General features: G+C 71.0%; 19 protein-coding genes. 6 read left to right on the top strand and 13 right to left on the bottom strand.

Annotated elements, in window-relative coordinates; translation table 11 throughout:
• Positions 1–7: 7 nt before the first annotated feature.
• The 7 genes from ACQP2T_RS16660 to ACQP2T_RS16630 all read right to left on the bottom strand — a co-directional run bounded on the left by ACQP2T_RS16660 (position 8) and on the right by ACQP2T_RS16630 (position 10763).
• A complete protein-coding gene (locus ACQP2T_RS16660) occupies positions 8–1705 on the bottom strand; it encodes an ABC transporter family substrate-binding protein (protein ID WP_433517040.1) in 1698 nt (565 codons plus the stop codon).
• A 22-nt stretch (positions 1706–1727) separates the two neighbouring features.
• A complete protein-coding gene (locus tag ACQP2T_RS16655) occupies positions 1728–3752 on the bottom strand; it encodes a dipeptide ABC transporter ATP-binding protein (RefSeq protein ID WP_433517039.1) in 2025 nt (674 codons plus the stop codon).
• Complete coding sequence (locus ACQP2T_RS16650) at positions 3749–4627, bottom strand: ABC transporter permease (RefSeq protein WP_433517038.1); 879 nt, start codon at positions 4625–4627, stop codon at positions 3749–3751. Before ACQP2T_RS16650 ends, ACQP2T_RS16655 begins: the two co-directional genes overlap by 4 nt.
• On the bottom strand, positions 4624–5610 hold the full coding sequence (locus ACQP2T_RS16645) for an ABC transporter permease (RefSeq protein WP_433517037.1): 987 nt from the start codon (positions 5608–5610) through the stop codon (positions 4624–4626). The genes ACQP2T_RS16650 and ACQP2T_RS16645 overlap by 4 nt, the downstream gene beginning before the upstream one ends.
• A 112-nt stretch (positions 5611–5722) precedes the next feature.
• Entirely contained in the window at positions 5723–8065 is a 2343-nt protein-coding gene (locus tag ACQP2T_RS16640; protein ID WP_433517036.1) for an AAA family ATPase, read from the bottom strand.
• A 64-nt stretch (positions 8066–8129) separates the two neighbouring features.
• Positions 8130–9026 carry a haloalkane dehalogenase gene (locus ACQP2T_RS16635; RefSeq protein ID WP_433517035.1) on the bottom strand — a complete coding sequence of 299 codons (897 nt, stop codon included), beginning with the start codon at positions 9024–9026 and terminating at the stop codon, positions 8130–8132.
• A gap of 15 nt (positions 9027–9041) precedes the next feature.
• On the bottom strand, positions 9042–10763 hold the full coding sequence (locus ACQP2T_RS16630) for a BTAD domain-containing putative transcriptional regulator (protein ID WP_433517034.1): 1722 nt from the start codon (positions 10761–10763) through the stop codon (positions 9042–9044).
• Positions 10764–10948: 185 nt separating this feature from the next.
• Between ACQP2T_RS16630 and ACQP2T_RS16625 the strand changes: the two genes are divergently transcribed.
• A complete protein-coding gene (locus tag ACQP2T_RS16625; RefSeq protein WP_433517033.1) occupies positions 10949–12478 on the top strand; it encodes an MFS transporter in 1530 nt (509 codons plus the stop codon).
• Between the two features lie 35 nt (positions 12479–12513).
• Entirely contained in the window at positions 12514–13302 is a 789-nt protein-coding gene (locus ACQP2T_RS16620; protein WP_433517032.1) for a DoxX family protein, read from the top strand.
• Positions 13303–13323: 21 nt separating this feature from the next.
• Here ACQP2T_RS16620 and sthA read toward each other — a convergent pair whose 3' ends face one another.
• The 4 genes from sthA to ACQP2T_RS16600 all read right to left on the bottom strand — a co-directional run bounded on the left by sthA (position 13324) and on the right by ACQP2T_RS16600 (position 16985).
• The gene (sthA, locus tag ACQP2T_RS16615; RefSeq protein WP_433517031.1) at positions 13324–14736 is read right to left on the bottom strand and encodes a Si-specific NAD(P)(+) transhydrogenase; all 1413 of its coding nucleotides are present in this window, start codon (positions 14734–14736) and stop codon (positions 13324–13326) included.
• An 18-nt stretch (positions 14737–14754) separates the two neighbouring features.
• Positions 14755–15003 (bottom strand): hypothetical protein, encoded by a 249-nt coding sequence (locus ACQP2T_RS16610; protein WP_433517030.1) that lies wholly within the window; start codon positions 15001–15003, stop codon positions 14755–14757.
• A gap of 72 nt (positions 15004–15075) precedes the next feature.
• Positions 15076–15828, bottom strand: coding sequence for an SDR family NAD(P)-dependent oxidoreductase (locus ACQP2T_RS16605; RefSeq protein ID WP_433517029.1), 753 nt, complete (start codon positions 15826–15828; stop codon positions 15076–15078).
• A 47-nt stretch (positions 15829–15875) separates the two neighbouring features.
• Positions 15876–16985 (bottom strand): MFS transporter, encoded by a 1110-nt coding sequence (locus ACQP2T_RS16600; protein WP_433517028.1) that lies wholly within the window; start codon positions 16983–16985, stop codon positions 15876–15878.
• An 81-nt stretch (positions 16986–17066) separates the two neighbouring features.
• Between ACQP2T_RS16600 and ACQP2T_RS16595 the strand changes: the two genes are divergently transcribed.
• The 3 genes from ACQP2T_RS16595 to ACQP2T_RS16585 all read left to right on the top strand — a co-directional run bounded on the left by ACQP2T_RS16595 (position 17067) and on the right by ACQP2T_RS16585 (position 18634).
• Complete coding sequence (locus tag ACQP2T_RS16595; protein WP_433517027.1) at positions 17067–17552, top strand: hypothetical protein; 486 nt, start codon at positions 17067–17069, stop codon at positions 17550–17552.
• A 114-nt stretch (positions 17553–17666) separates the two neighbouring features.
• Positions 17667–18110, top strand: coding sequence for a carboxymuconolactone decarboxylase family protein (locus tag ACQP2T_RS16590; protein ID WP_433517026.1), 444 nt, complete (start codon positions 17667–17669; stop codon positions 18108–18110).
• Positions 18111–18457: 347 nt separating this feature from the next.
• Positions 18458–18634, top strand: a complete 177-nt coding sequence (locus tag ACQP2T_RS16585) for a hypothetical protein (RefSeq protein WP_357940229.1) — start codon at positions 18458–18460, stop codon at positions 18632–18634.
• A gap of 9 nt (positions 18635–18643) precedes the next feature.
• On the opposite strand, the gene ACQP2T_RS16580 is transcribed toward ACQP2T_RS16585, so the two are convergent.
• Both ACQP2T_RS16580 and ACQP2T_RS16575 read right to left on the bottom strand, forming a co-directional pair.
• Positions 18644–19264, bottom strand: coding sequence for a pyridoxamine 5'-phosphate oxidase family protein (locus ACQP2T_RS16580; protein WP_433517025.1), 621 nt, complete (start codon positions 19262–19264; stop codon positions 18644–18646).
• Between the two features lie 32 nt (positions 19265–19296).
• On the bottom strand, positions 19297–19815 hold the full coding sequence (locus ACQP2T_RS16575) for a winged helix-turn-helix transcriptional regulator (protein WP_433517024.1): 519 nt from the start codon (positions 19813–19815) through the stop codon (positions 19297–19299).
• A 45-nt stretch (positions 19816–19860) separates the two neighbouring features.
• Here ACQP2T_RS16575 and ACQP2T_RS16570 point away from each other — a divergent pair, with 45 nt between their 5' ends.
• Positions 19861–21213, top strand: a complete 1353-nt coding sequence (locus ACQP2T_RS16570; protein WP_433517023.1) for an MFS transporter — start codon at positions 19861–19863, stop codon at positions 21211–21213.
• Positions 21214–21229 lie beyond the last annotated feature (16 nt).

The raw sequence follows: 21229 nt of genomic DNA, 5'->3' as shown, positions 1-21229 counted from the left end.
CTCGACCTCAGCGGGTGAAGCCGATGTCCTGGTAGCGGAGGTCGTAGAAGCCGCGGGCCCCCACGTTGGCCAGCGTCTCGCTGACCGCCACGTTCTGCGGCCGCTGGTACAGCGGCAACACGTTGACCTCCTGCCAGATCAGCTTGTCGGCCGCGTTGGTGTCGGCGTGCGCCTGCTTCAGATCGAGACTCTGGCCGGCCCGGTTCATCGCCGCGTCGATCTCGGGCGAGCCCACGCGACCGAAGTTGGCGTTCCACGTCTGCCCGTTCGGCGAATTGGCGTAGATCCCAAAACTGCTCGAAACCGGAAAAGGCGTGCCAATGTACGCGAACGGCGTCATATCAAAGTTGCCGGGGATGACGTACTTGGTGAAGAAGTCATCGCTGGGCACGGCCTGGATGGTGAGCTTGACCCCGATCTGCGCGAGCATGCTCTGCGCGAGCTCGCCCTCCGACTTGCCGGTCTGCACGCCCGACGGCACCACGAAGCGCAGGTCGAGCGGCTTGCCGTCCTTCTGGCGGACTCCCCCGCCGCCCAGCGGCCAGCCCGCCGCGTCGAGCAGGCGCCTGGCCTGGGCCGGGTCGTAGACGCCCAGGGCGCCGGCGTTGTCCTGGTAGCCCTCCTGGGTGTTCATGAAGAAGTGGTTGTTCAGCAGCGCGATCGGCCAGTCGAGGCCCTGCAGGTCGGACTGGGCGATCGCCTGGCGGTTGATGCCGAGCTGGATGGCCTGCCGGACCCGCTGGTCCTTCAGCAGGTCGCTGGAGCCGTTGAAGGTGATGTGGCGGAAGTCGGGGCCCGCCGCCTGGCGTACGGTCGCGCCCGGGGTGGTCTTGGCGCGCGCGTAGTCGGGCGCCGACGGGCCGACGTCGGTGATGTCGAGTTCGCCGTTGCTGAACGCGCCGATCAGGGAGTCCTGCTCGGAGGCGCGGTAGATGATCTGGTCGAGCTTGGCCCGGTCGCCCCACCAGGAGTCGTCGCGGACGAGCGTGATCGTCTTCGCCGTCTGGTCGAAGCCCTTGAACTTGAACGGCCCGGCCGTCACCGGGATCTTGTTCAGCCAGGCGGTGTTGTAGGCCTCGGGACTGCTGTTGGTGGAGGCCGGCATCAAGGGGCCGAACAGCGACTTCCAGTCGCCGAAGGGCCGGGCGAACGTCACGACGACCGTGTAGTCGTCGCGCCCACGCCGTACGTCGGAGATGTCCTGGTAACCGGTGGAGGAGACGATGTGGAAGGCGGGATTGGTGCCGTTGAGCGCCTTCCACTGGGCCTGGTAGTCGGCCCAGTCGATCGGCTTGCCGTCGGACCACTTGGCCTTGGGGTTGAGCGTGTAGGTGACGACCTGGTGCGGGTCGCGGGAGGTGACCTCCGCGCTGATCAGGTAGTCGGGGTTGGCGGTGATGTCCGCCTTCTCGTCGGATCTGAACGGCGCGGGCAGCAGCGCGTTGCTGACCACCGCGGCCACGGCGAGGTTGCCGTCGACGTGGTTCCTGTTCCACTGGGTGGGGAACTCGTTGATGCCCCAGCGCAGCGTGCCGCCGTCCTTGACCTTGTCACGCGGCTGCGGGTTGATGTCGTACGCCTTGACGTTCCGCTCGTCGCCCCGCGGGCCGCCCGCGAGGCCGTCGCTGCCGCCAGGGCCCCGGCCGCAACCCGCCAGGCACAGCGAGCCGGCCAGGGCGGCCACGATCAGGCGTGATGCTTTCATCGAGCGAATCCTCCCGCTTAGCTTAGGTGACTTCGAGCTTCTCGGCGTAGTGACAGGCGGCGCCCTGGTCCTTGTCGAGCAGGTGCACCGAGGGCTCGACGGCCACGCAGACGGCGCGTTCGTCATCGGTCAGCTCGGCCCTGAACTTCGGGCACCGGGTGCGGAAGCGGCAGCCCGACGGGGGGTCGGCCGGACTGGGGAGATCGCCTTCGAGCAGGATCCGCCGGCGCGAACGCTCGCGGACCGGGTCGGGCAGCGGGATCGCGGACAGCAACGCCTGTGTGTACGGGTGCGCGGGAGCGTCGTAGACGGCGTCCACCTGCCCGATCTCGGCGATCCTGCCCAGATACATGACGGCCACCCGGTCGGCGATGTAGCGCACCACGGCCAGGTCGTGCGCGACGAACAGGTAGGACAGCCCGAGCTCGGCCTTCAGCGCGTCGAGCAGGTTGATCACACCGGCCTGGATCGACACGTCCAGCGCGGAGACCGGTTCGTCGAGCGCCAGGAACCTGGGTTCGAGCGCCAGCGCGCGGGCGATGCCGATGCGCTGCCGCTGTCCGCCGGAGAAGTCCTGCGGGTAGCGGGCCGCGTGGGAGGGGTCGAGCCCGACCAGGTCGAGCAGCTCGGCCACCCGGCCACCCGGATCGCCCTTGCCGTGGGTGCGCAGCGGCTCGGCCAGGATGTCGTAGACGGTCATGCGCGGGTCGAGGGAGGCGAGCGGGTCCTGGAAGACGACCTGCATGTCGCGCCTGATCGCCATCCGTTCGGCGCCGCCGAGCCGGGCGGTGTCGTGCCCGAGCACGACGATGCGGCCCTCCTGCGGCTCGGCCAGCTCCAGGATCTCCATCAGCGTCGTGGTCTTGCCGCAGCCCGACTCGCCGACGAGGCCGAGCGTCTCGCCCTCGCGTACGTCGAAGCTGACCCCCTCCACCGCGTGCACGGTGCCGACCCTGTGCTTGAACACCGATCCGCGCAGCAGTGGGTAGCGCTTGACCAGCCCGTCGACCTTCAGCACCGGCTGCCGGTCCTGGCGCGGTCGTGCGTCGCGCGGCTCGACGGGGACCGCGTGCTTGGCCGCCACGCGGGGGCGTACGTCCGCCCAGCGGATGCACGCGGCCTGGTGCGCCGGGCCGACGTCGACCAGCGGCGGCTCGGCGGCCTCGCAGGCGTCGACGCGCATCGGGCAGCGCGGCGCGAACGGGCAGCCCGGCGGCAGCGCCGCGGGCGACGGCGGCGCGCCCTCGATGGGCACGAGCGGGTGCCGTCCGTCGGTGTCGACGCGCGGGATGGAGCTGAGCAGTCCGACGGTGTAGGGCATGCGCGGCTCGTAGTAGATGTCGTCCACGCTGCCCACCTCGACCGGCCGGCCCGCGTACATCACCAGCACCCGGTCGGCGAACCCGGCCACCACCCCGAGATCGTGCGTGATCATGACGATCGCGGCGCCCGTCTCCCGCTGGGCCTTCTTCAGCACTTCGAGCACCTGCGCCTGGATGGTGACGTCGAGCGCGGTGGTCGGCTCGTCGCAGATGATCACGTCGGGGTCGTTGGCGATGGCCATCGCGATCACCGCGCGCTGCCGCATCCCGCCGGAGAACTCGTGGGGGAAGGCCAGGGCCCGCTGGGCCGGGTTGGGGATGCCGACCAGGTCGAGCAGCTCGACGGCCATGTCCGCGGCCTGCTTCTTGGTCACCTTCTGGTGGACGCGCACGGCCTCGGCGATCTGGTCGCCGACGCGGTAGACGGGGGTCAGCGCGGACAGCGGGTCCTGGAAGACCATCGACATGGTCTTGCCGCGGAAGGCGGTCAGCTCACGCTGCGGGGCGCCGATCAGCTCCTTGCCGTGCAGCCGCACCGAGCCGGTGACCGTGGCGCCCGGCGGCAGCAGGCCCATGACCGCGGCCGAGGTGACGGACTTGCCGGAGCCCGATTCGCCGACGATGCCGAGCACCTCGCCCTGGCGTACGGCATAGCTGACGCCGCGTACGGCCGCCACCTCGCCGAAGGAGACGTTGAGGTCGGTGACCTCCAGAACGGGGGTCACCGTGGCCTCCGGGAGGCGGGATCGAAGGCGTCGCGCAGCGCGTCGCCGATGAGGTTGACCGCGAGCACGGTGACCACCAGCAGCCCGGCGACGAACCAGAATGTCCACGGCGCGTAGAGGGCGGTCCGGGAGCCGTCGGCGATGAGTGTGCCGAAGGAGACGTCGGGCGGCTGGATGCCGAAGCCGAAGTAGGACAGTGAGGTCTCGGTGAGGATGGCCGCGCTGACGTTGAGGGTGGCGTCGACGATCAGCAGCGACGACAGGTTGGGGATGATGTGCCGGAAGATGATGCGCACCGGCGAGACGCCCATGAACCGGGCGGCCTGGATGAACTCCCGCTGCTTCAGCGAGATCGTCATCCCCCTGACGATCTTCGAGGTGACCATCCAGAGGAACAGCGCCAGCATGATCACGAACAGCACCCACTGCCCCGCCCCGAACAGCGGCGACATGACGGCCAGGATCAGGAACGCGGGCAGCACCAGGAGCAGGTCGGCGCCCCAGGTGAGCGTCCGGTCGGTCCAGCCGGGGAAGTAGCCGGCGAACGCCCCGACGACGGCGGCCAGCGCGGTGGACACCAGCGCCGCCAGCAGCCCGACGATCAGCGACTTGCGCATGCCGCGCAGCGTCACCGCGTAGACGTCGGCGCCGGTCTGCAGCGTGCCGAACCAGTGCTCGGCCGACGGCGGGCTGAGGAAGGCGGTGAAGTCCTTGTCGGTGTAGGACCACGGGCTGAGGAGCGGCCCGGCGAAGGCCAGCAGGAACAGCAGCACGAGCACGGCGAAGCCGATCCGCCCTTGCGTGGACTGGAAGAACCTCCAGGCGACCACCCGCAGCCGCGACGGAGCCCGCCTGCCGACGAGCAGCGCCGTCATCCGGCCCTCACCCGGGGGTCGAGGGCGGCGTGCAGCAGATCGGCCGCCAGCGACGCGCACAGCACCGCGATCGCGGCGATGAAGGCGATGGCCGCCACGGTGTTGACGTCGTTGGTGAAGATGGAGTTGATCAGTTGCTCGCCCAGCCCGTGCCAGCCGAAGATCTTCTCGGTGAACGTCGCGCCGGTCAGCAGCGCGCCGAAGGTGAACGCGAAGTAGGTCGCCACGGGGATCAGGGCGGTGCGCAGGGCGTGGTGGATGAGCGCCTGGCTCCTGCTCAGCCCCTTGGCCATGGCGGTGCGGACGAAGTCGGCGCCGAGCACGTCGAGCATGGTGTTGCGCTGGTAGCGGCTGAAGACCGCGGCCAGCCCCAGGGACAGCGAGATCGTCGGCAGGATCAGGTGCCGCAGCCGGTCGCTCACGGTCCCCCAGAAGCCGGTGTCGAGCCCGTCGCTGTATTCGCCGCTGACCAGGAAGAGCCGGTGCCCGAAGAGCCGATCGTTGGCCAGGGTGCCGAGCAGGATCAGCATGTTGGCCAGCACGACCACCGGCATCGCGAGCACCAGGAACGACATCCCTGTCGACAATCGGTCGAACCACCCGTACTGCTTGACTGCGGCGGCGGCTCCGACGACCACCCCCAGCAGGCTGCCGAAGATCAGCCCGAGCATGACCAGCCGGAAGGTGACGCCCATGCGCCGTTTGAGGTCCTCGTTGACCGGCGAGCCGGTGACCGTACGGCCGAAGTCGCCCTGCACCACGCCACCCGCCCACGTCGCGTAGCGCTCCAGCAGCGGCGTGTGGTCGTTGAGGTTGAGCTCGGTGAGCTGGGCGTCGACGACGGCCGTCGGCGGCTTGGGTGTCCGATCTGCGTAGTTGGAGCGCGGATCGAGGGCGCTGGCCGCGAGCATGTAGGCGAGGCTGGCTGCGACGGCCACGAGCACGAGATAGTTGAGCAGCCTGCGGGCCAGGAACCCCGCCATCGCCCTCCCCTTCGGCGCGCACGATGTGTAGTCATATTGCTACACCATGCGAGCATCGGGGCGCACGGAACTACCAAACTGCAGTCTGCTTAACGTCCGGAAAGTTCGCTGCCTAGCGTCCGGAAAGTTCGTCCACGGCCATGCGGACATCCTCGCTGGTGATGGTCGTCAGCTCCGCCGAGCTGGCCGACCCGCCACCCCCCGCCAGAGCGGCGAGCCGTACGTCGCGGCGCATGGCCGCGCGCTCGAACAGCGACCTGGCGAAGCGCCCGTTGCCGAGCCCGTCGATCAGCCGCTCGTCGCAGACCCAGGCGAAGACCTCGTCGAGGTCGCGCAGCGCCGCCTCGTCGAAGCGGTCGCCCGATTTGTCGGCCAGCAGCACGGCGATCTCGGACAGCTCCCGCGCCGAGTAGCTGGGGAAGGCGACCCGCTGGTTGAACCGGCTGGCCAGACCGGGGTTGGTGGCCAGGAAGGTGTCCATCTCGCGCTGGTAGCCGGCCAGCACGATGACGAGCCGGTCGCGGTCGTCCTCGGCCCGCTTGAGCAGCGTCTGCACGGCCTCGGCGCCGAACGCGTCGCCGCCGGAGTAGCCGGGGTTGACCAGGCTGTAGGCCTCGTCGACGAACAGCACGCCGCCCAGCGCCCGGTCGACCAGCTCGTTGGTCTTGATCGCGGTCGCGCCGAGGTGCTGGCCGACCAGGTCGGCCCGCTGCGCCTCGACCACGTCGGGCCTGGCCAGCAGGCCGAGCGCGGCGAAGATGCGGCCGATGACCCTGGCCACCGTGGTCTTGCCGGTGCCCGGCGGGCCCGCGAACACGAAGTGGCGCGTCTGCGGCGGCGTGGGCAGCCCGCGCTCCTGGCGCATCCGGGAGACCTGGAGCTGGGCGGCGATGGCGTGCACCTGACGCTTGACCGGCTCGAGCCCGGCCATCCGGTCGAGGTCGGCCAGCGCCTCCTCGATGGTGGGGGTGTCCTCGTAGCCGCGGAAGCGGGCGGTCAGCTCGTCGAACGCCTTGGTGACGTCGGCGGTCGTGGTGGTGACGAGGTCCTCGGTGGTCGGTGTCCCGCCCGCGCCCACGACGCGCACGTCACGGGCCGTCGCGGCGGCCTCGACGAGGCTGCGGACGAACCTGGCGTTACCCAGATCGTCGACCAGCCCGCGCCGCTGGACGTCCTCGAACAGGCCGAGCAGCGCGGCGCGCGCGTCGGGCGCCATCGTGTCGCCCCGGTGCCGCTGGAGCACCTCGGTGATCTCCGACAGCTCACCGGGCGAGTAGCTCGGAAAGCGCACCCGGGTGGCGAACCTGCTGGCCAGGCCGGGGTTGCTGGACAGGAACGAGGTCATCTCCTGCTCGTAGCCGGCCAGGATGATGATCAGCCGGTCGCGGTCGTCCTCGGCCCGCTTGAGCAGCGTCTGCACGGCCTCGGCGCCGAACCTGTCGGGCTGGCCGTCGGAGGAGTTGATCAGTCCGTAGGCCTCGTCGATGAACAGCACGCCGCCCAGCGCCCGGTCGACCAGCTCGTTGGTCTTGATCGCGGTCGCGCCCAGGAACTCCCCCACCAGGTCGGCCCGCTGCGCCTCGACCACGAAGGGGGTGTCGAGCAGGCCGAACGCGTAGAAGATCTTCGCCACCGTGCGGGCCACGCTGGTCTTGCCCGTGCCCGGCGGGCCGAGGAAGACCAGGTGCCTGGTCGGGCGGCCGGCCTTGTAGCCGGCCTCGGCCCGCAGCCGGGACGCCTCGATGGAGGCGGCGATCGAGCGGACCTGCTCCTTGACCGGGGCGAGCCCGATCATGCCCTCCAGCTCGGCCAGCGCCTCCTCCACCGAGATGTCGGGCAGCCCGCCGGCCTTCTCGGACGGCGCCTCCGGCCTGCCGTCGCGGGCCCTGACCCGGACCTGCTCCTCGGCGCTGAGCGCGTTCCTGGCCCGGCGGGCGGCGATGAAGCGCTGGACGAGGACGGCGGTGGCCGCGCCGTAGGCGACCCAGACCGCGGCGCCGTCGGAGACGAAGGAGATGGCCGCGGCGAGCACCCCGGCGGGGACGAGCGCCATCAGCACGCTCAGCCACGGCGTCACCCAGCGGATCAGGTGCGCGGCGGCGGCGACGGGCACGGCCAGCACCATCAGCAGCGTGGGGGCCAGTGAGGGCGGCGGGAGGAGCGCGTAGAACACCGGCAGCAGCGCGCACCAGCCGATGAGCACCAGCACGGTCGCGGCGGCGCGCGGGAAGCGCAGCGTCAGCGCGAGGAACGCGAGCACCAGCAGGGTGATGAGAAAGGTCTTGAACAGGTCCCAGCCGAGCGCGGCGGCCACGCCGACGGTGGCGATGAGCACCACCACGTGCATCACCCGGCGCATGGCCGGGGGAAGATGGAAATAGCGCAGCCGCACCTGTTCAAACAGATCCCGCGCCGCGGTCCGCCCTGCGGTCTGGGCCCTGCCGGACTCACGCATCACGCCTCCCCGGTCCGCCCCTGGTTATACCGCACCAGACCGACGATTGGGCGGACCTGACACGCTAGGTGCCGGTGACGAATCGTGCGATGTGGCGGCCGAGTTCGCCGCCCGCGTCCTCCTGGAGGAAGTGGCCGGCGCCCTTGATCACCGGATGAGCGCGTCCCGCGGCGCCCGCCATCGACTTCTTGAGGATCGGTCCCATACCTGCCGTTATCTGATCTCCGTCGGAGAAAGCCACCAAAAAGGGGCGATCGAGCGTGGTGAGGACCTGCCAGGCGGCGCGGTTGGCGGGCGCGGCGGGGTCGTCGGGGGTGATCGGGACGAGCCCCGGCATGGCCTTCGCGGCGGCCTTGTACGACTCGTCGGGGAAGGGGGCGTCGTAGGCGGCGCGCACGGCCGCGGAAAGTTCGCTCTTGCAGCCCGACTGGACGAATCTGGCGATGTCCAGCGCGGGAGCGTTCATCACCGCGTCTTTGAAGCGATGCCACAAGTCGGGCATGGGAATGTCACCCGTCGGCAAGCCCGTGTTGGCCGCGACGATCCTGGCGACGCGCTCCGGATGCTCACCGGCGATCCGCAACCCGATCAGGCCGCCCCAGTCCTGCCCGACCATGGTGACGCCGCTCAGCCCGAGCGCGTCGAACAGCAGCGCGCGGGTCCACTCGACGTGCCTGGCGTAGGTGTGGTCGGCCCGTTCGACCGGCTTGTCGGAGCGGCCGAAGCCCACCAGGTCGACGGCGATGGCCCGCAGCCCGGCCGCCGCCAGCTCGCGCATGACGTGCCGGTAGAGGAAGGACCAGGTCGGCTCGCCGTGCAGCAGCACCACCGGCGGCCCGTCGGCCCGGCCCGTCTCGACGTAGGCCATGCGCAGGCCGTCGGCCACCTCGGCGTAGCGCGGCTCGTAGGGGAAGCCGGGCAGGTCGGCGAAACGCTCTTCGGGGGTACGGAGAGTCCGCATAGAACGATATTCTAGCTAGCGCCGCTGGTGCCGCCCGGGAAACTCCCCCATGAGCACCTGCTTGGGAGTGACCCGCAGCAGGTCCGAATCGGCCACGGCGATGCCGCGCACCTCCACCCAATACCTGCGCTGCAGCGGGTCGGCGGCGAACACCGCCACCCGTGGATCCGCCTCGACGGCCGCCCGCGCCTGCGTCTCGGCGACCAGTCTGAGCTCTCCCGACGGGGTGACGGTCGCCGCCGTGCCCACGACGCGCGGGCCGAGGGAGTCGCCGAAGGACAGCACGACGCTCCTGGCGTACGCGAACGCCTGGCGTACCTCCGGAGTGAGCGCGACGGACGGGGCGTCGCCGGTGGGCAGGTCGCACATGATCAGTGACGCGCGCCACGGCCCCGGCCCGCCGCGCCACCAGGCGCGCGCGGCGCGCAGCGCGACCACCGCCACCGCCGCGCAGAGCGCGCCGAGCCCGGCCCGCCAGGCCCAGACCAGCCCCAGCAGGCCGCCCACCGCGCAGGCCACGGACGCCAGCACGACCAGCCCGGTCGCGACCGGCAGCCATCTGTCCTCGCGGTGGCGAACCCGCCGGTAGGAGACCAGCAGCGGGTACGGCACCGCCACCGCGAGCACGGCGGCCCGAGGCTCCACGGCCAGCGCCCCGCACACCAGGGGCACCAGCACCGACCACGTCCTGCCGACCATGATCCAGAGCGTGACCCCCGTGTTCCGCCTGGCCGTGCGCTCGGCGGGCACCCGGGCGAACTGGGCCAGGGCCCGCATCGGGCTGCCGCGCCAGAGCTCGGCCAGCGCGCGCATGCCCGCCGTCACCGGCCAGCCGAGCACCACCACGCCCGCCAGAGCCGCCCAGACCGGGTCGAACGCCGTCGGCAGGTCCGGCAGCGCGCCCATCGTCAACCAGCCCGCGAAGGCGGCCACCGACGCGACGGCCGAGGCCAGGGCGGCGCCCAGCCAGGGGTCGCGGCCGAGCATGGCGGGGACGTAGGACCACACCCCTACTCTGCGTACCTGCCTGAGCGTGATCGGGATGAGCAGGACCAGCACCAGGAGGCCGCCGAGCCGGCCCTCGCGGCCCCGGTCGAAGCCCAGGGCGGCCACGACGATGGCGATCGTGGCGAGCGCGACCAGCAGGCGGGACTGGCGCGACCAGACCTCCAGCGCCCGCCTGGCCCGGCCGCTCTCGCGCGGGTCGATCGGCCAGGCGGGGTCGCGGTGGGCCGGGAGGCGGTCCCAGCGCAGCAGCGTCAGCCCGAGGTTGACGCGGGCCTGCGGATGCGCGGGATCCCGGTCGAGCGCGGTCAGATAGGCGCGCCGGGCGGGCGCGTGCTCGGCGCGGAGCAGCGCCTGGTCGCCACGCAGCACGTGAGGGGCGGCCTCCTCGGGGGCGTACGCGCGGGCCAGCGCCGCCTGCTCGACGGCCTCGTCCCAGTGGCCGGGGACGCGGCGCAGCGCGGTGCCCAGCCGCAGCCGGGCCGGCCAGGAGCCCAGGGCGAGGCGCACCGCGTGCTCCGCGGGCGCGACCGCGTCGGCGTCACGGCCCTGGCGTTCCAGCGCGAGGCTGATCAGGCGGTAGGCCCACTCGTTGGCCGGTTCCATGTCGGCGGCCGTGCGAGCGGCCTCCAGCGCGGCCTCGGGGCGGCCCGCCTGGAGTCTGGTGACCGCCTCTTCACACCATTCGCGGGGGGATCTGTCGGTTCTGTCGGCACTTTCGGCGGTCCCCACGGACCCCATGATCGGCTGACCGGACAGAGATGGATAGGCCGGGACATATGGCTGTGTCTCTCTAGAGAGGTGCCTCAGGCCGTGGATCGGCCGATACCGCTGTCCCCATTGGATGGCATGGCCTAAGCTGCCACGCAAGTTCATGTGGGCCTTGCGTAGATCGGATCGGCCTGCAAGGAGGCCCCATGACCGTCACTCAGGCCGCCCCGGTCCTCCGGCGCGCGGTTCAGCGGCATCAGGACAACCGCTGGTCCATCCTGGTGCTGCTCTGCCTGAGTCTGCTCCTGATCACCGTGGACGCGACCGTCCTGCACATCGCCGTGCCCACCCTCACCGCGGCGCTGGAGCCGACGGCGGTGCAGCTGCTCTGGATCATCGACATCTACTCGCTCGTCGTGGCGCCGTTACTGCTTCTGTTCGGCACGCTCGGCGACCGCTACGGGCGCAAACGGCTGGTGCTGGCGGGTTACGTGCTGTTCGGCGTGGCCTCGGCCGTCGCCGCCTTCTCTCCCACGCCGCTGGTCCTCATCCTGGCCAGGGCGCTGCTCGGGGTGGGCGGCGCGATGATCATGCCGGCCACGCTGTCGCTGATCCGCCAGGTCTTCCCCGACCGGCGTGAGCGGGCCATCGCGCTGGGCGTCTGGAGCGCGGTCGCCGCGGCGGGCGCCGCCGTGGGGCCGCTGATCGGCGGGGTGCTCGTCGGCATCTGGTGGGGCGCGGTCTTCCTGATCAACGTGCCCATCCTGCTCGTGCTGCTGCCCGCCGCCGCCCGGCTGCTGCCGGAGTCACGGCACCGTGACGGGCAGCCGTGGGACCGTCTCAGCGCCGCGCTGTCCGTGTTCGGCATCCTGGCGGTGGCGTTCGGGCTGAAAGAGGCGGGAGCGGGCAGCCTGATCCCGTTCGGTGCCTCCGTCCTGGTCTTCCTCACCGGGGTGGGGCTGCTCGTCTGGTTCGTCCGGCGGCAGCTCCGGCTGGCCTCGCCGCTGCTGGAGGTCGGGCTGTTCCGGCGGCGTGAGTTCGGCACCGGCGTCGCCGGGGTGCTGCTGGGTGTGTTCGCGCTGGTGGGGCTGCAGCTGATGCTGGCGCAATACCTGCAGCTCGTGCTCGGCGACACCCCGCTGCTGGCGGCCGTACGGATGCTGCCGCTGGTGATCTCGGCGATCTGCGGCGGGCTGGCCGCGGCGCACCTGCTGCCCCGGATCGGCCTGCGCGCCACCATGAGCGGCGGGCTCGGCCTCGTCGCGCTCGCCCTCACCCCCACGCTCAGCTGGGGCGTCGAGGCGCATCCCGTGATGCTCTCGGTCTGCTTCGTGGGCGTCGGGTTCGGCGTACAGGTGGCGCTGCTCGCCGCCTCCGACACGATCATGTCCTCGGCCCCCGAGGCCCAGGCGGGCGGGGCGGCGGCCATCGAGGAGACCGCCTACGAGCTCGGCGCCGGGCTCGGGGTCGCCGTGCTCGGCACGATCACCACGATCGCCTACGCGCCCGCGTTGCCCGCCGTTCCCGGAGTGTCCGGCCCTGGCATGGACGAGGCCAGGCAGTCTCTCGCCAGCGCCGCGCACGTCGCCGACAAGGTCGGCGGCGGCCCCGGCGGCGCGCTGCTCGACGCCGCCCGGTGGGCCTTCGTCAATGCCCTGCACACGACCGTCGTCGTGAGCGTCGTCCTGCTCAGCCTGACCGCCGTCGCCGTGGCCACGCTGCTGCGCCGTGATTGAGGTGTGTGATGTCCCGCTTAGGGCAGACAACAACCGTGAGACAGTCCCTCCATGATCTCGCTTCCCTGGTCGCCCGCATCGGCGTGGGCGGCATCTGCTTCGCCAACGGCTGGACCAAGCTCGAAGACGGCCTGAACGCCACGGGGGCGAAATTCCTCGCGCAGGGCGCGCCCGCGCCGCGCGCCTGGGCCACGGTCACCATGCTCACCGAGCTGATCGGCGGGGCACTGCTGATCGCCGGGCTGATCGTGTCGGTGATGGGGCTGATCCTCTTCGCCGAGTCCCTGGCCGTCTTCCTGATCGCGCCGCCGCTCAACCCGATCACCACGAACGAGCTGATCCTGCTGGGCGTGGCCGCGCTGCTGCTGGCCGTGGTGGGGGCCGGGCGGGTCTCGGTGGACCACCTGGTGGTGATCCGGCGCAGGGAATCGGCGGCGGCCAACGAGTTCGCCGCCGAGACGGAGGCCGACGAGGTCATCGCGGCGCTGCGCGACCCCGACTCTCCCGCGTTCCGGCCGCCCGCCCGGCCCAAGGGCGGGTCCTCAGGGTCCTCATCGTCCTCGGGCTCCTCGGGCTCTGGTGGCTCGTCGGGCTCTGGTGGCTCGTCGAGCGGCAAGCCGTCAGGCGGGCGGTCGTCGAGTTCGCGCGCCGAGAGCGGGCCGGAGAGCTCCGCGCTGGAGGACACCGCACCGCACACCCGGCCGCGCCGTACGTCGAGCGAGCCCGGGGACGAGCCCACCCCCTCGGCCGCACCGGGCGACACGCTCGTCGCCGGACGCAAGAAGCCCCCGGCCCGCAACCGCCGCACGACCTCCGACGAGTGATCCCCGCCGTGGGTCGCGGGGTCAGAGCTCGGCGGTCAGCCGGGCGATCACCCGCATCTTGTTCATCGCGTCCAGGGCGGCGACCTTGTAGGACTCGGCGAGCGTCGGATAGTTGAACACGGCGTTGACCAGGTAGTCGACCGTGCCGCCGCAGCCCATGACGGTCTGCCCGATGTGGACGAGCTCGGTGGCGCCCGTACCGAACACGTGGACGCCCAGCAGCCGCCGGTCCTCGGAGGAGACCAGCAGCTTGAGCATCCCGTAGGAGTCGCCGATGATCTGCCCGCGAGCCAGCTCCCGGTAACGCGAGATGCCCACCTCGAAGGGGATCTTGTCCCGCGTCAGGTCGTCCTCGGACTTCCCGACGAAGCTGATCTCCGGGATGGTGTAGATGCCGATCGGCGGCAGCTCGTTCGTCTCCTCGACCGGCTCGCCGCAGGCGTGCTGCGCGGCCAGCCGGCCCTGCTCCATCGAGGTGGCGGCCAGAGCGGGGAAGCCGATGACGTCGCCGACGGCGTAGATGTGCGGGACGGGCGTGGCGTAGTTCTCGTCCACCTTGATCCGGCCCCGGTCGTCGGCGGCGAGGCCGGCCGCCTCCAGGCACAGCTCCTCGGTCTTTCCCTGACGGCCGGCCGAGTACATGACGCAGTCGGCGGGGATCTTCTTCCCGCTCTCCAGTACGGTCAGCGCCCCACGGGGCCGCCGCTCGACCGCGGCGACGTTCTCCCCGAACCTGAAGGTGACGGCGAGGTCCCGCAGGTGGTACTTCAGCGCCTCCACGATCTCCAGATCGCAGAACTCCAGCATCCGGTCGCGCCGCTCGACCACGGTCACCTTGGTGCCCAGCGCCGCGAACATCGAGGCGTACTCGATGCCGATGACCCCCGCCCCCACGACGACCAGAGTCTCGGGCACCCGGTCGAGGTGCAGGATCGCGTCGGAGTCGATGACCGTCTTGTCGTCGAACTCCACACTGGTCGGACGGGCCGGCGAGGTGCCCGTGGCGATCACGATCTTGTCGGCCGTGACCTTCTTCTCCTCCTCGTCGCCGGTGATCCCAATAGTGTGCGGGTCGAGGAACCGGCCGGTTCCCTGCAGCATCGTCACGTGGTTGCGCCCGAGCTGGCTGCGGATCACCTGGATCTCGCGGCCGATCACATGCTGGGTGCGCATGCCGAGGTCGGCGACCGTGATCTCTTCCTTCACCCGGTAGCTCGCCCCGTACAGCTCCCGCTGGTTGAGGCCCGTGAGATAGAGGACCGCCTCACGCAGGGTCTTGGAGGGGATCGTCCCGGTGTTGATGCACACGCCGCCGAGCATGTGCATCTTCTCTACGACCGCGACCCGCTTGCCGAGCTTCGCCGCGGCGATCGCTGCCTTCTGCCCGCCGGGGCCGGTTCCGAGTACGACGACATCGAAGTCAAAAGGGGCCACACATCAAGTGTCCACCTATCAGGACATCCCCGCCATGACACGATCGACGATTCCCTGGGTGCCCTCCTGGCGGGCACAGTGGGCGCAGCAGTACCAGTGCTCGCCCGACTGGACTCCGTGCCCGATCACCCGGGTGCCGCAGTGCTCGCAGATGGGCGCCATGGACTGGATGGCGCATTGGAAGGAGTCGAACGTGTGCACCGCCCCCTGGGCGTGCACCTCGAAGGACATGTCGTAATCGTTGCCACACGCTTCGCAGACGGCCATGGCCCGGGGATACCCGGTTCCCTGTCGCCGCTGTCCCAGCGAACGGTAATTTTCCGGCCGGGAACTCTGGTGTCAGGCCGAGGCGCCGCCGTCGACGACGAGATCGGTGCCGACCGCGTAGGCCGCGTCGGGCGAGGCAAGGTAGAGGACGGCGGCGGCGATCTCGTCGAGGGTGGCCACGCGGCCGCTCGGGTTGGTGGTCTTCAGCCGCTCGGCCCGGTCGGCCTCGGTCTCGCCGGGGCGCATCGACCTGGGGGTGTCGGACGGGCCCGGGCTGATGGCGTTGATCCTGATGCCCTCGCCGATGTATTCGAGGGCGGCCGTCCTGGTCAGGGCGCTGACGGCGGCCTTGGAGGCCACGTAGGCGCCCAGCCCCGGCTGGCGGCGGTGGGCACCGAGATTGGAGGAGGTGTTGACGATCACGCCGCCGCCCTGCTCGCGCATCTGGGCGATCTCGTACTTCATCGACAGCCAGACACCGGTCAGGTTGACGGCCAGGACGCGGTCCCAGGTCTCGCGATCGAGGTCGCCCACCTTGCCCGCGCTCACCACGCCCGCGTTGTTGAAGGCGACGTCGAGCCGGCCGTGGCGCTCCACGACCTCGGCCACCATCCGGGCGGCGGCGCCCTCGTCGGTGACGTCGGCCGTCACCTGGGTGGCCACGCCGCCATCGGCTTCGATCAGCTTCACGGTCTCGGCCAGCGACTCCGGGCCGCGGCCCGCGACCACGACGACGGCTCCCTCACGGGCGAACGCCCGCGCGGTCGCCCGCCCGATCCCGGATCCGCCACCGGTCACCAGGACCACACGATCGCGAAATCTCACGCTCTGCCCCCTCAGCCCTCAGCCCTCGGCTCGAAACCCGGCTCAGTCTAACCACGCCGTTCCGCGAGATAGCGGCCCACCAGGGGTACGGCCAGCAGTCCCAGCGCGGCGAGCGCGCCCGGCAGGCCGACCCGGGCCGTCAGGGCGGCCACGAGCAGCGGGCTGATGACGAACCCGGTGTAGGAGATCGCGGAGACCGTGGACACCAGCACCCCGCTCGCGTCGTCGGCCGCCGCGCGGCTGAGCACGGCGGGCACCAGCGGCCCGAGCGCGAGCCCGGTCAGCGCGAACCCGGCCATCGACGCCAGAACCGACCCGCCGAGCCCCGCCAGCGCCATGCCCGATACGCCGCCCACCCCGCTCACCAGGTAGAACGTCCGCAGCGTGAGCCGGGGCAGCGCGTGCGCGATGATCCGGCCCAGGGTGAGCGCCGCCATGTAGACGGCCGGGGCCGCGCTCGCCACCAGTGCCGAGGCTCCCCGATGGTCTTCGAGCAGCAGCACCGACCACTGTTCGACCGAGTTCTCGATGATCAGTACGCACGCGGCCAGCGCGCCGAGCACGATGGCGATCCTCCACCGCCGCCTGCCGGCCGCTCCCCCGGCGGCGGGCGGTCCCTGGCCGATGCGCAGGGCGGTCAGGGACAGCGACGAGGCGATGACGAGGAGCGCCGCGGTCACCAGCACCGCGCCGGTGCCCATGCCCAGCGACCGGGCCAGCCCGGTGGCGGGAGCGGCGACGATCACGGCGACCGGGAAGGCGGCGTGCACCGCCTGGAACAGCCGGCGTCCGCTCTCCCGCTCGGCCCGGCCGGTGGCCAGGTTCAGGGCGATGTCGAGCGCCCCGCTGGCCATGCCGACCAGCAGCAGCGTCAGCCCGAGCGCCACTGGCGAGCCGACGGGCGCGATGGCCGCCACGCTCAGCGCGAAGGCCACGGTGACCGCGATCAGTGCTGTACGCTCCCTGCCGCCGGCCAGCCGCCCGGCCACCGCCATGGCCGGAATCGCCCCCACCGGCACCGCGCTCAGTGCCAGCCCGAGATCGGCCGTGGACGCGCCGAGTTGCTCCTTGATCGCCGGTAGCAGCGCTGACCAGGAGCCCCAGAACCCGCCCCAGGCCGCGCTGACCGCGATCAACGGTATGCCGCGTTCCCTCACCAACCCCCCTCGCCGTGCATTACGGTTGTGTGCCAGTAAAGATCGTCAATGTCCTAAATATCCTCTATCGAAGGGTTTATCGTGCTCACGCGAACGGTCATCGCGGCCAGTCTGGCCGCCGCCGGGATCGCCGCGACCCCCGCAGCCGCCACTGCCACCCCCACCGCTCCGGTCAGCGCCGCCGCCTCCGCGAGCGCCGCCCCGTACTCGCCGGAGAGGGTGTGCGGCTCTGGCTTCCGCCGGGTCAAGGACGGTCACCGCGCGATGAGGACGCGCGAGGGCGCGGTGTTCGGACACGTGTACCTCTTGTATAACAAGCGCTCCGGGAAGAACTGCGTGGCCGCCATCAAGACGGCCTTCCTCAACACCAAGACCACCACGGGCGCCAGCATCGAGGTGCGGGGCGGCGGCCGGTCCGAGGACGTGCAGAAGTACCGCTTCTACGCCGAGACCGGTCACGTCGACGGCAGCTGGAAGTGCGTGAAGTACTGGGGCTGGACCCGCGATCCCAGCGGCCGCGTCGAGGCCCGCGGTGGCCGCAGCTCCTGGGGCAACTGCGCCGGCTGACCCCCACCGGCCCGTCCGCGTCAGCCGCGCGGGCGGGCCCACGGCAGCACGTTGTCACACATCGGCGCCCTGTCGCGTCTTCCCTGCATCACGATTCACACGATGGAGGGTCCCATGTCCAAGCGGCTCGATGTCATGAAGTTCGCCCCCGAGGCCTACCAGGCGTTCTTCGCCGTGGAGAAGTATCTGCACGCGTGCGGGCTGCCGGTCGGCACGATTGAGCTGGTCAAGCTGCGAGCCAGCCAGATCAACGGCTGCGCCTACTGTGCCGACATGCACAGCCGTGCCATGAAGAAGTCCGGCGAGAGCGACGAGCGGCTCTGGTCCGTGGCCACCTGGCGCGAGGCGACGGTCTACACCCCGGCGGAGAGGGCCGCGCTCGCGCTGACCGAGGAGGCGACCAGGCTGGCCGACCGGGCGGCCGTCCCCGACGAAGTGTGGCAGGAGGCGGCCGAACACTACGACGAGCAGCAGCTCGCCTCGCTGGTCGTGGCCATCGCGATGATCAACGCCTGGAACCGGATCGGCGTCACGGCCCGGCTCACGCCCGGAGCCTGAGTGATCGCGCCGGGGGGAGGCGCCTCCCCCCGGTAGAAATGCATGGAACGGCCGGACGTCCCCGGTTAGGTTGTGGCACATGGCGGCTGCAACTCGCCGCCAAGCCACCGTCAAGCGGTGGCGCGCACAGTGCACGTAGAGGCTGTCGAAGGCGAGCGCGAGAGGGGGCGGATCATGAGACGCGTGCGGATCGTCAAGTCGGCGAAGCGGCGACAGGACCGGAACACGGGCCTGGACCTGCGGTCCCCATCGGGCCGCCGACTCCCTTACTGAATCGCCACTTACACCTATCTTACCGAGGCAGCTGTAGATAACATAGGTAACAAGAACGTCACGGGGGGCTCACGATGAAGAGACTAGTGGTGGTGCCGCCACACGTCGCCCGGCACAAGATCCGCGACATCCGGTCGGGAGAGCGCCACAGGCCCGTCGTGCGCGAGCACGACCCCAAGGTCGTCGATCTCCAAGCCTACAGTGGCCGCAACGTCATCCGGCTCCCCGACGGCCCCACCCCCGCCGCCTGACCCCGACGGTCAGCCGTAGAGCTTCTTGGCGTAGGTCTCGCCGTAGTAGCTCTCCAGTTGCTCGAGTGTCTCCTCGACCTTCTGCACGTCCTTGACCAGGGTCGCGTGCGAGGGCAGCGCGTCGGACTCCCAGCTGTCGGGCTTCCACAGCGCCGAGCGCAGGAACGCCTTGGCGCAGTGGAAGAAGATCTGCTCGATCTCCACCATGAGCGCCAGGCGCGGGCGGTGGCCCTTGACGATCATGTCGTCGAAGAACGGCGCCTCGCTGATCAGCCGGGCGCGGCCGTTGATCCGCAGCGTCTCGTTGCGCCCAGGGATCAGGTAAATCAACCCCACGTGCGGATTTTTCAGGACATTGCGGAAGCCGTCCGCCCGGCGGTTGCCCGGCCGGTCGGGGATGGCGATCGTGGTGTCGTCGATGACGTACGTGAACCCGGCCGGGTCACCCTTGGGCGAGACGTCACAGCTGCCGTCGGTGTCGGAGGTGGCGATCAGGCAGAACGGCGAGCTCTCCAGCCACTGCCTGTCGCGCTCGTGCAGCTTCGGCCGGTCCTTGGTGGCCGCGCGCGGCATCACCTCACCCAGTAGTTCGCGCAGTTCCGTCTCCGATTCGATCTCCACCCAGCTCATGCCGTCTCCCTTCGGGGGTTTGGCCAATTCTCTCAGGGAATCGGGTGGAGCATCCGATGAGGGGTACGCAGGGCGACGCTGACCGGATCGTTCCTGATGCCCTTCAGACCCGGGCCGGGGCGTACCTCCACTTCCTCGATCGGCACCCGCACGTCGCAGGCGGGGCAGCGGGCGGCGCCGTCGATGCGGGAGCCGCAGGTCAGGTGGTGGAAGACGCGGCGCGGGCCGGTCCCGGACAGGTGGCGCTCGCCCCATTCGGCCAGGGCCAGGAGCGGCGGCCAGAGCTCGTGGCCCACGGGGGTCAGGACGTACTCGTCGCGCGGCGGAGAGTCCTGGTAGCGGCGCTTGTCGAGGACGCCCGCCTCGACGAGCGTGGCCAGCCGCTGTGATAGCACCGCGCGGGGGATGTCCAGGTGGGCGAGGAAATCGCCGAAACGCCGTACGCCGTACATCGCGTCACGCACCACCAGCAGCGTCCAGCGCTCGCCGATCACCTCCAGCGCCCTGGCCAGCGAGCAGTCCTGAGCGTCGTAGTTCTTACCCAGCGCCATGAGACCCCCTCGGTTCGTTCATTGAACTATGGTAGCTTGCCCGGCATGAGTTCAATCACTGAACCAAGGCCGGTGATCGCACCCGGCCGGCGAACGCTCGCCGTCGCCTCGTCGGCGCCCCTGCTCGTGCTGACGAACTTCACGGTGCCGACGGTCACGCTGCCCCTGACCGCGCGGGAGCTCGGCGCGGGCCCTACCGGACCGGTGTGGATCCTGGGCTCGATCTCGCTCGGCCTGTCGGCGCTGCTGCTGGTCTCCGGTGGGCTGGCCGACGACTACGGCCGCAAGCGGGTGCTGGTGACGGGCACGGTCGTGCTCGCGGCCGCCAGTGTGGTGGCCGCGCTGAGCACGGCGGTGGTGGTGTTCGTGGCGGCCCGGCTGGTGCAGGGCGGCGCGAGCGCGGCGATGCTGGCGGCGAGCCTCGGCATCGTGGGCCACGCCTTCCCCTCGGGGACGGAGCGGGTGCGGGCCACCGGCCGCTATGGCGCGATGATCGGGCTGGGCACCATGGTGGGGCCGCTTTTGTCCGGGGTGCTGGCCCAGGTGGCCGGCTGGCGGGCGGCGTACTGGCTGATGGCGGCTTGCGCGCTGGCCTTGGCCGTGGTGTCGGCGCGCACGCTGGCGGAGTCGCGCTCGCCGACGCCCCGGCGGTTCGACGTGCCCGGTGTGGTGCTGCTCAGCCTTGGGGTCGCCGCGCTGCTCACGGGCGTGACCGAGGGCCGTCTCGGCTGGTCGCGGCCGGTGGTGCTGGTGGCGTTCGCGGTGGCGGCCCTGCTGGTGACGGCCTTCGTACTGGCCGAACGGCGGCGGGCGGAGCCGCTGATCGACCTGGAGCTGTTCCGGCGGCCGGTGTTCCTGGTGGCGACGGGTGGGGCGCTGGTGGTCGGCGCGGCGGTGGTCGGACTGCTCACCTACCTGCCGACCGTGCTGCAGACGGCGCACGGCATGACGCCGCTCGGGACCGCGCTGCTGTTCGTCGTGTGGTCCGGGCTGTCGTTCGTCGCCTCGCTGCTGTCGCGGCACCTGCGGCTGCCCACGGCCGCGCGGCTGGCGCTCGGGCTGGCGCTGACGGCGCTGGGCTTCGCGGGGCTGCTGGGCCTGGGCGCGGAGTTCGTGCCCGCGCTCGTGGTCGGCGGACTGGCGGTGAGCGGGGTCGGGGCCGGAGTGATCAACTCCTCGATCACCCACCTGGCGATCGAGAGCGTGCCGTCGCATCGGGTCGGCATGGGGTCGGGCGCCAACAACACCGCCCGGTACGTGGGCAGTTCACTGGGGGCGGCCGGGGTGGCAGGGGTCATCGGCGGGCTCGGGGCGCAGCAGGGGGTGGTGGTCGCGGTGGCGGCGTGCATCGCGCTGACGGCGGCCACGGCCGTGGCCGCACTCGTCACCCGCCACTGAGCCACGCCTCCAGGTG

The organism is Nonomuraea sp. CA-143628, assembly GCF_050942315.1.
In the GTDB taxonomy this organism is placed as follows: domain Bacteria; phylum Actinomycetota; class Actinomycetes; order Streptosporangiales; family Streptosporangiaceae; genus Nonomuraea.
This window is presented reverse-complemented; position numbering and strand designations above follow the sequence as displayed.

Bases quoted from the DNA above. Each gene is read 5' to 3' on its own strand.
- ACQP2T_RS16570 (WP_433517023.1), top strand. From the start codon at position 19,861: ATGAGTTCAATCACTGAACCAAGGCCGGTGATCGCACCCGGCCGGCGA.
- ACQP2T_RS16585 (WP_357940229.1), top strand. From the start codon at position 18,458: ATGAAGAGACTAGTGGTGGTGCCGCCACACGTCGCCCGGCACAAGATC.
- ACQP2T_RS16635 (WP_433517035.1), bottom strand. From the start codon at position 9,026: ATGCGGACTCTCCGTACCCCCGAAGAGCGTTTCGCCGACCTGCCCGGC.
- ACQP2T_RS16575 (WP_433517024.1), bottom strand. From the start codon at position 19,815: ATGGCGCTGGGTAAGAACTACGACGCTCAGGACTGCTCGCTGGCCAGG.
- ACQP2T_RS16660 (WP_433517040.1), bottom strand. From the start codon at position 1,705: ATGAAAGCATCACGCCTGATCGTGGCCGCCCTGGCCGGCTCGCTGTGC.
- ACQP2T_RS16610 (WP_433517030.1), bottom strand. From the start codon at position 15,003: ATGGCCGTCTGCGAAGCGTGTGGCAACGATTACGACATGTCCTTCGAG.
- ACQP2T_RS16590 (WP_433517026.1), top strand. From the start codon at position 17,667: ATGTCCAAGCGGCTCGATGTCATGAAGTTCGCCCCCGAGGCCTACCAG.
- ACQP2T_RS16625 (WP_433517033.1), top strand. From the start codon at position 10,949: ATGACCGTCACTCAGGCCGCCCCGGTCCTCCGGCGCGCGGTTCAGCGG.
- ACQP2T_RS16580 (WP_433517025.1), bottom strand. From the start codon at position 19,264: ATGAGCTGGGTGGAGATCGAATCGGAGACGGAACTGCGCGAACTACTG.
- ACQP2T_RS16640 (WP_433517036.1), bottom strand. From the start codon at position 8,065: ATGCGTGAGTCCGGCAGGGCCCAGACCGCAGGGCGGACCGCGGCGCGG.
- ACQP2T_RS16650 (WP_433517038.1), bottom strand. From the start codon at position 4,627: ATGACGGCGCTGCTCGTCGGCAGGCGGGCTCCGTCGCGGCTGCGGGTG.
- ACQP2T_RS16645 (WP_433517037.1), bottom strand. From the start codon at position 5,610: ATGGCGGGGTTCCTGGCCCGCAGGCTGCTCAACTATCTCGTGCTCGTG.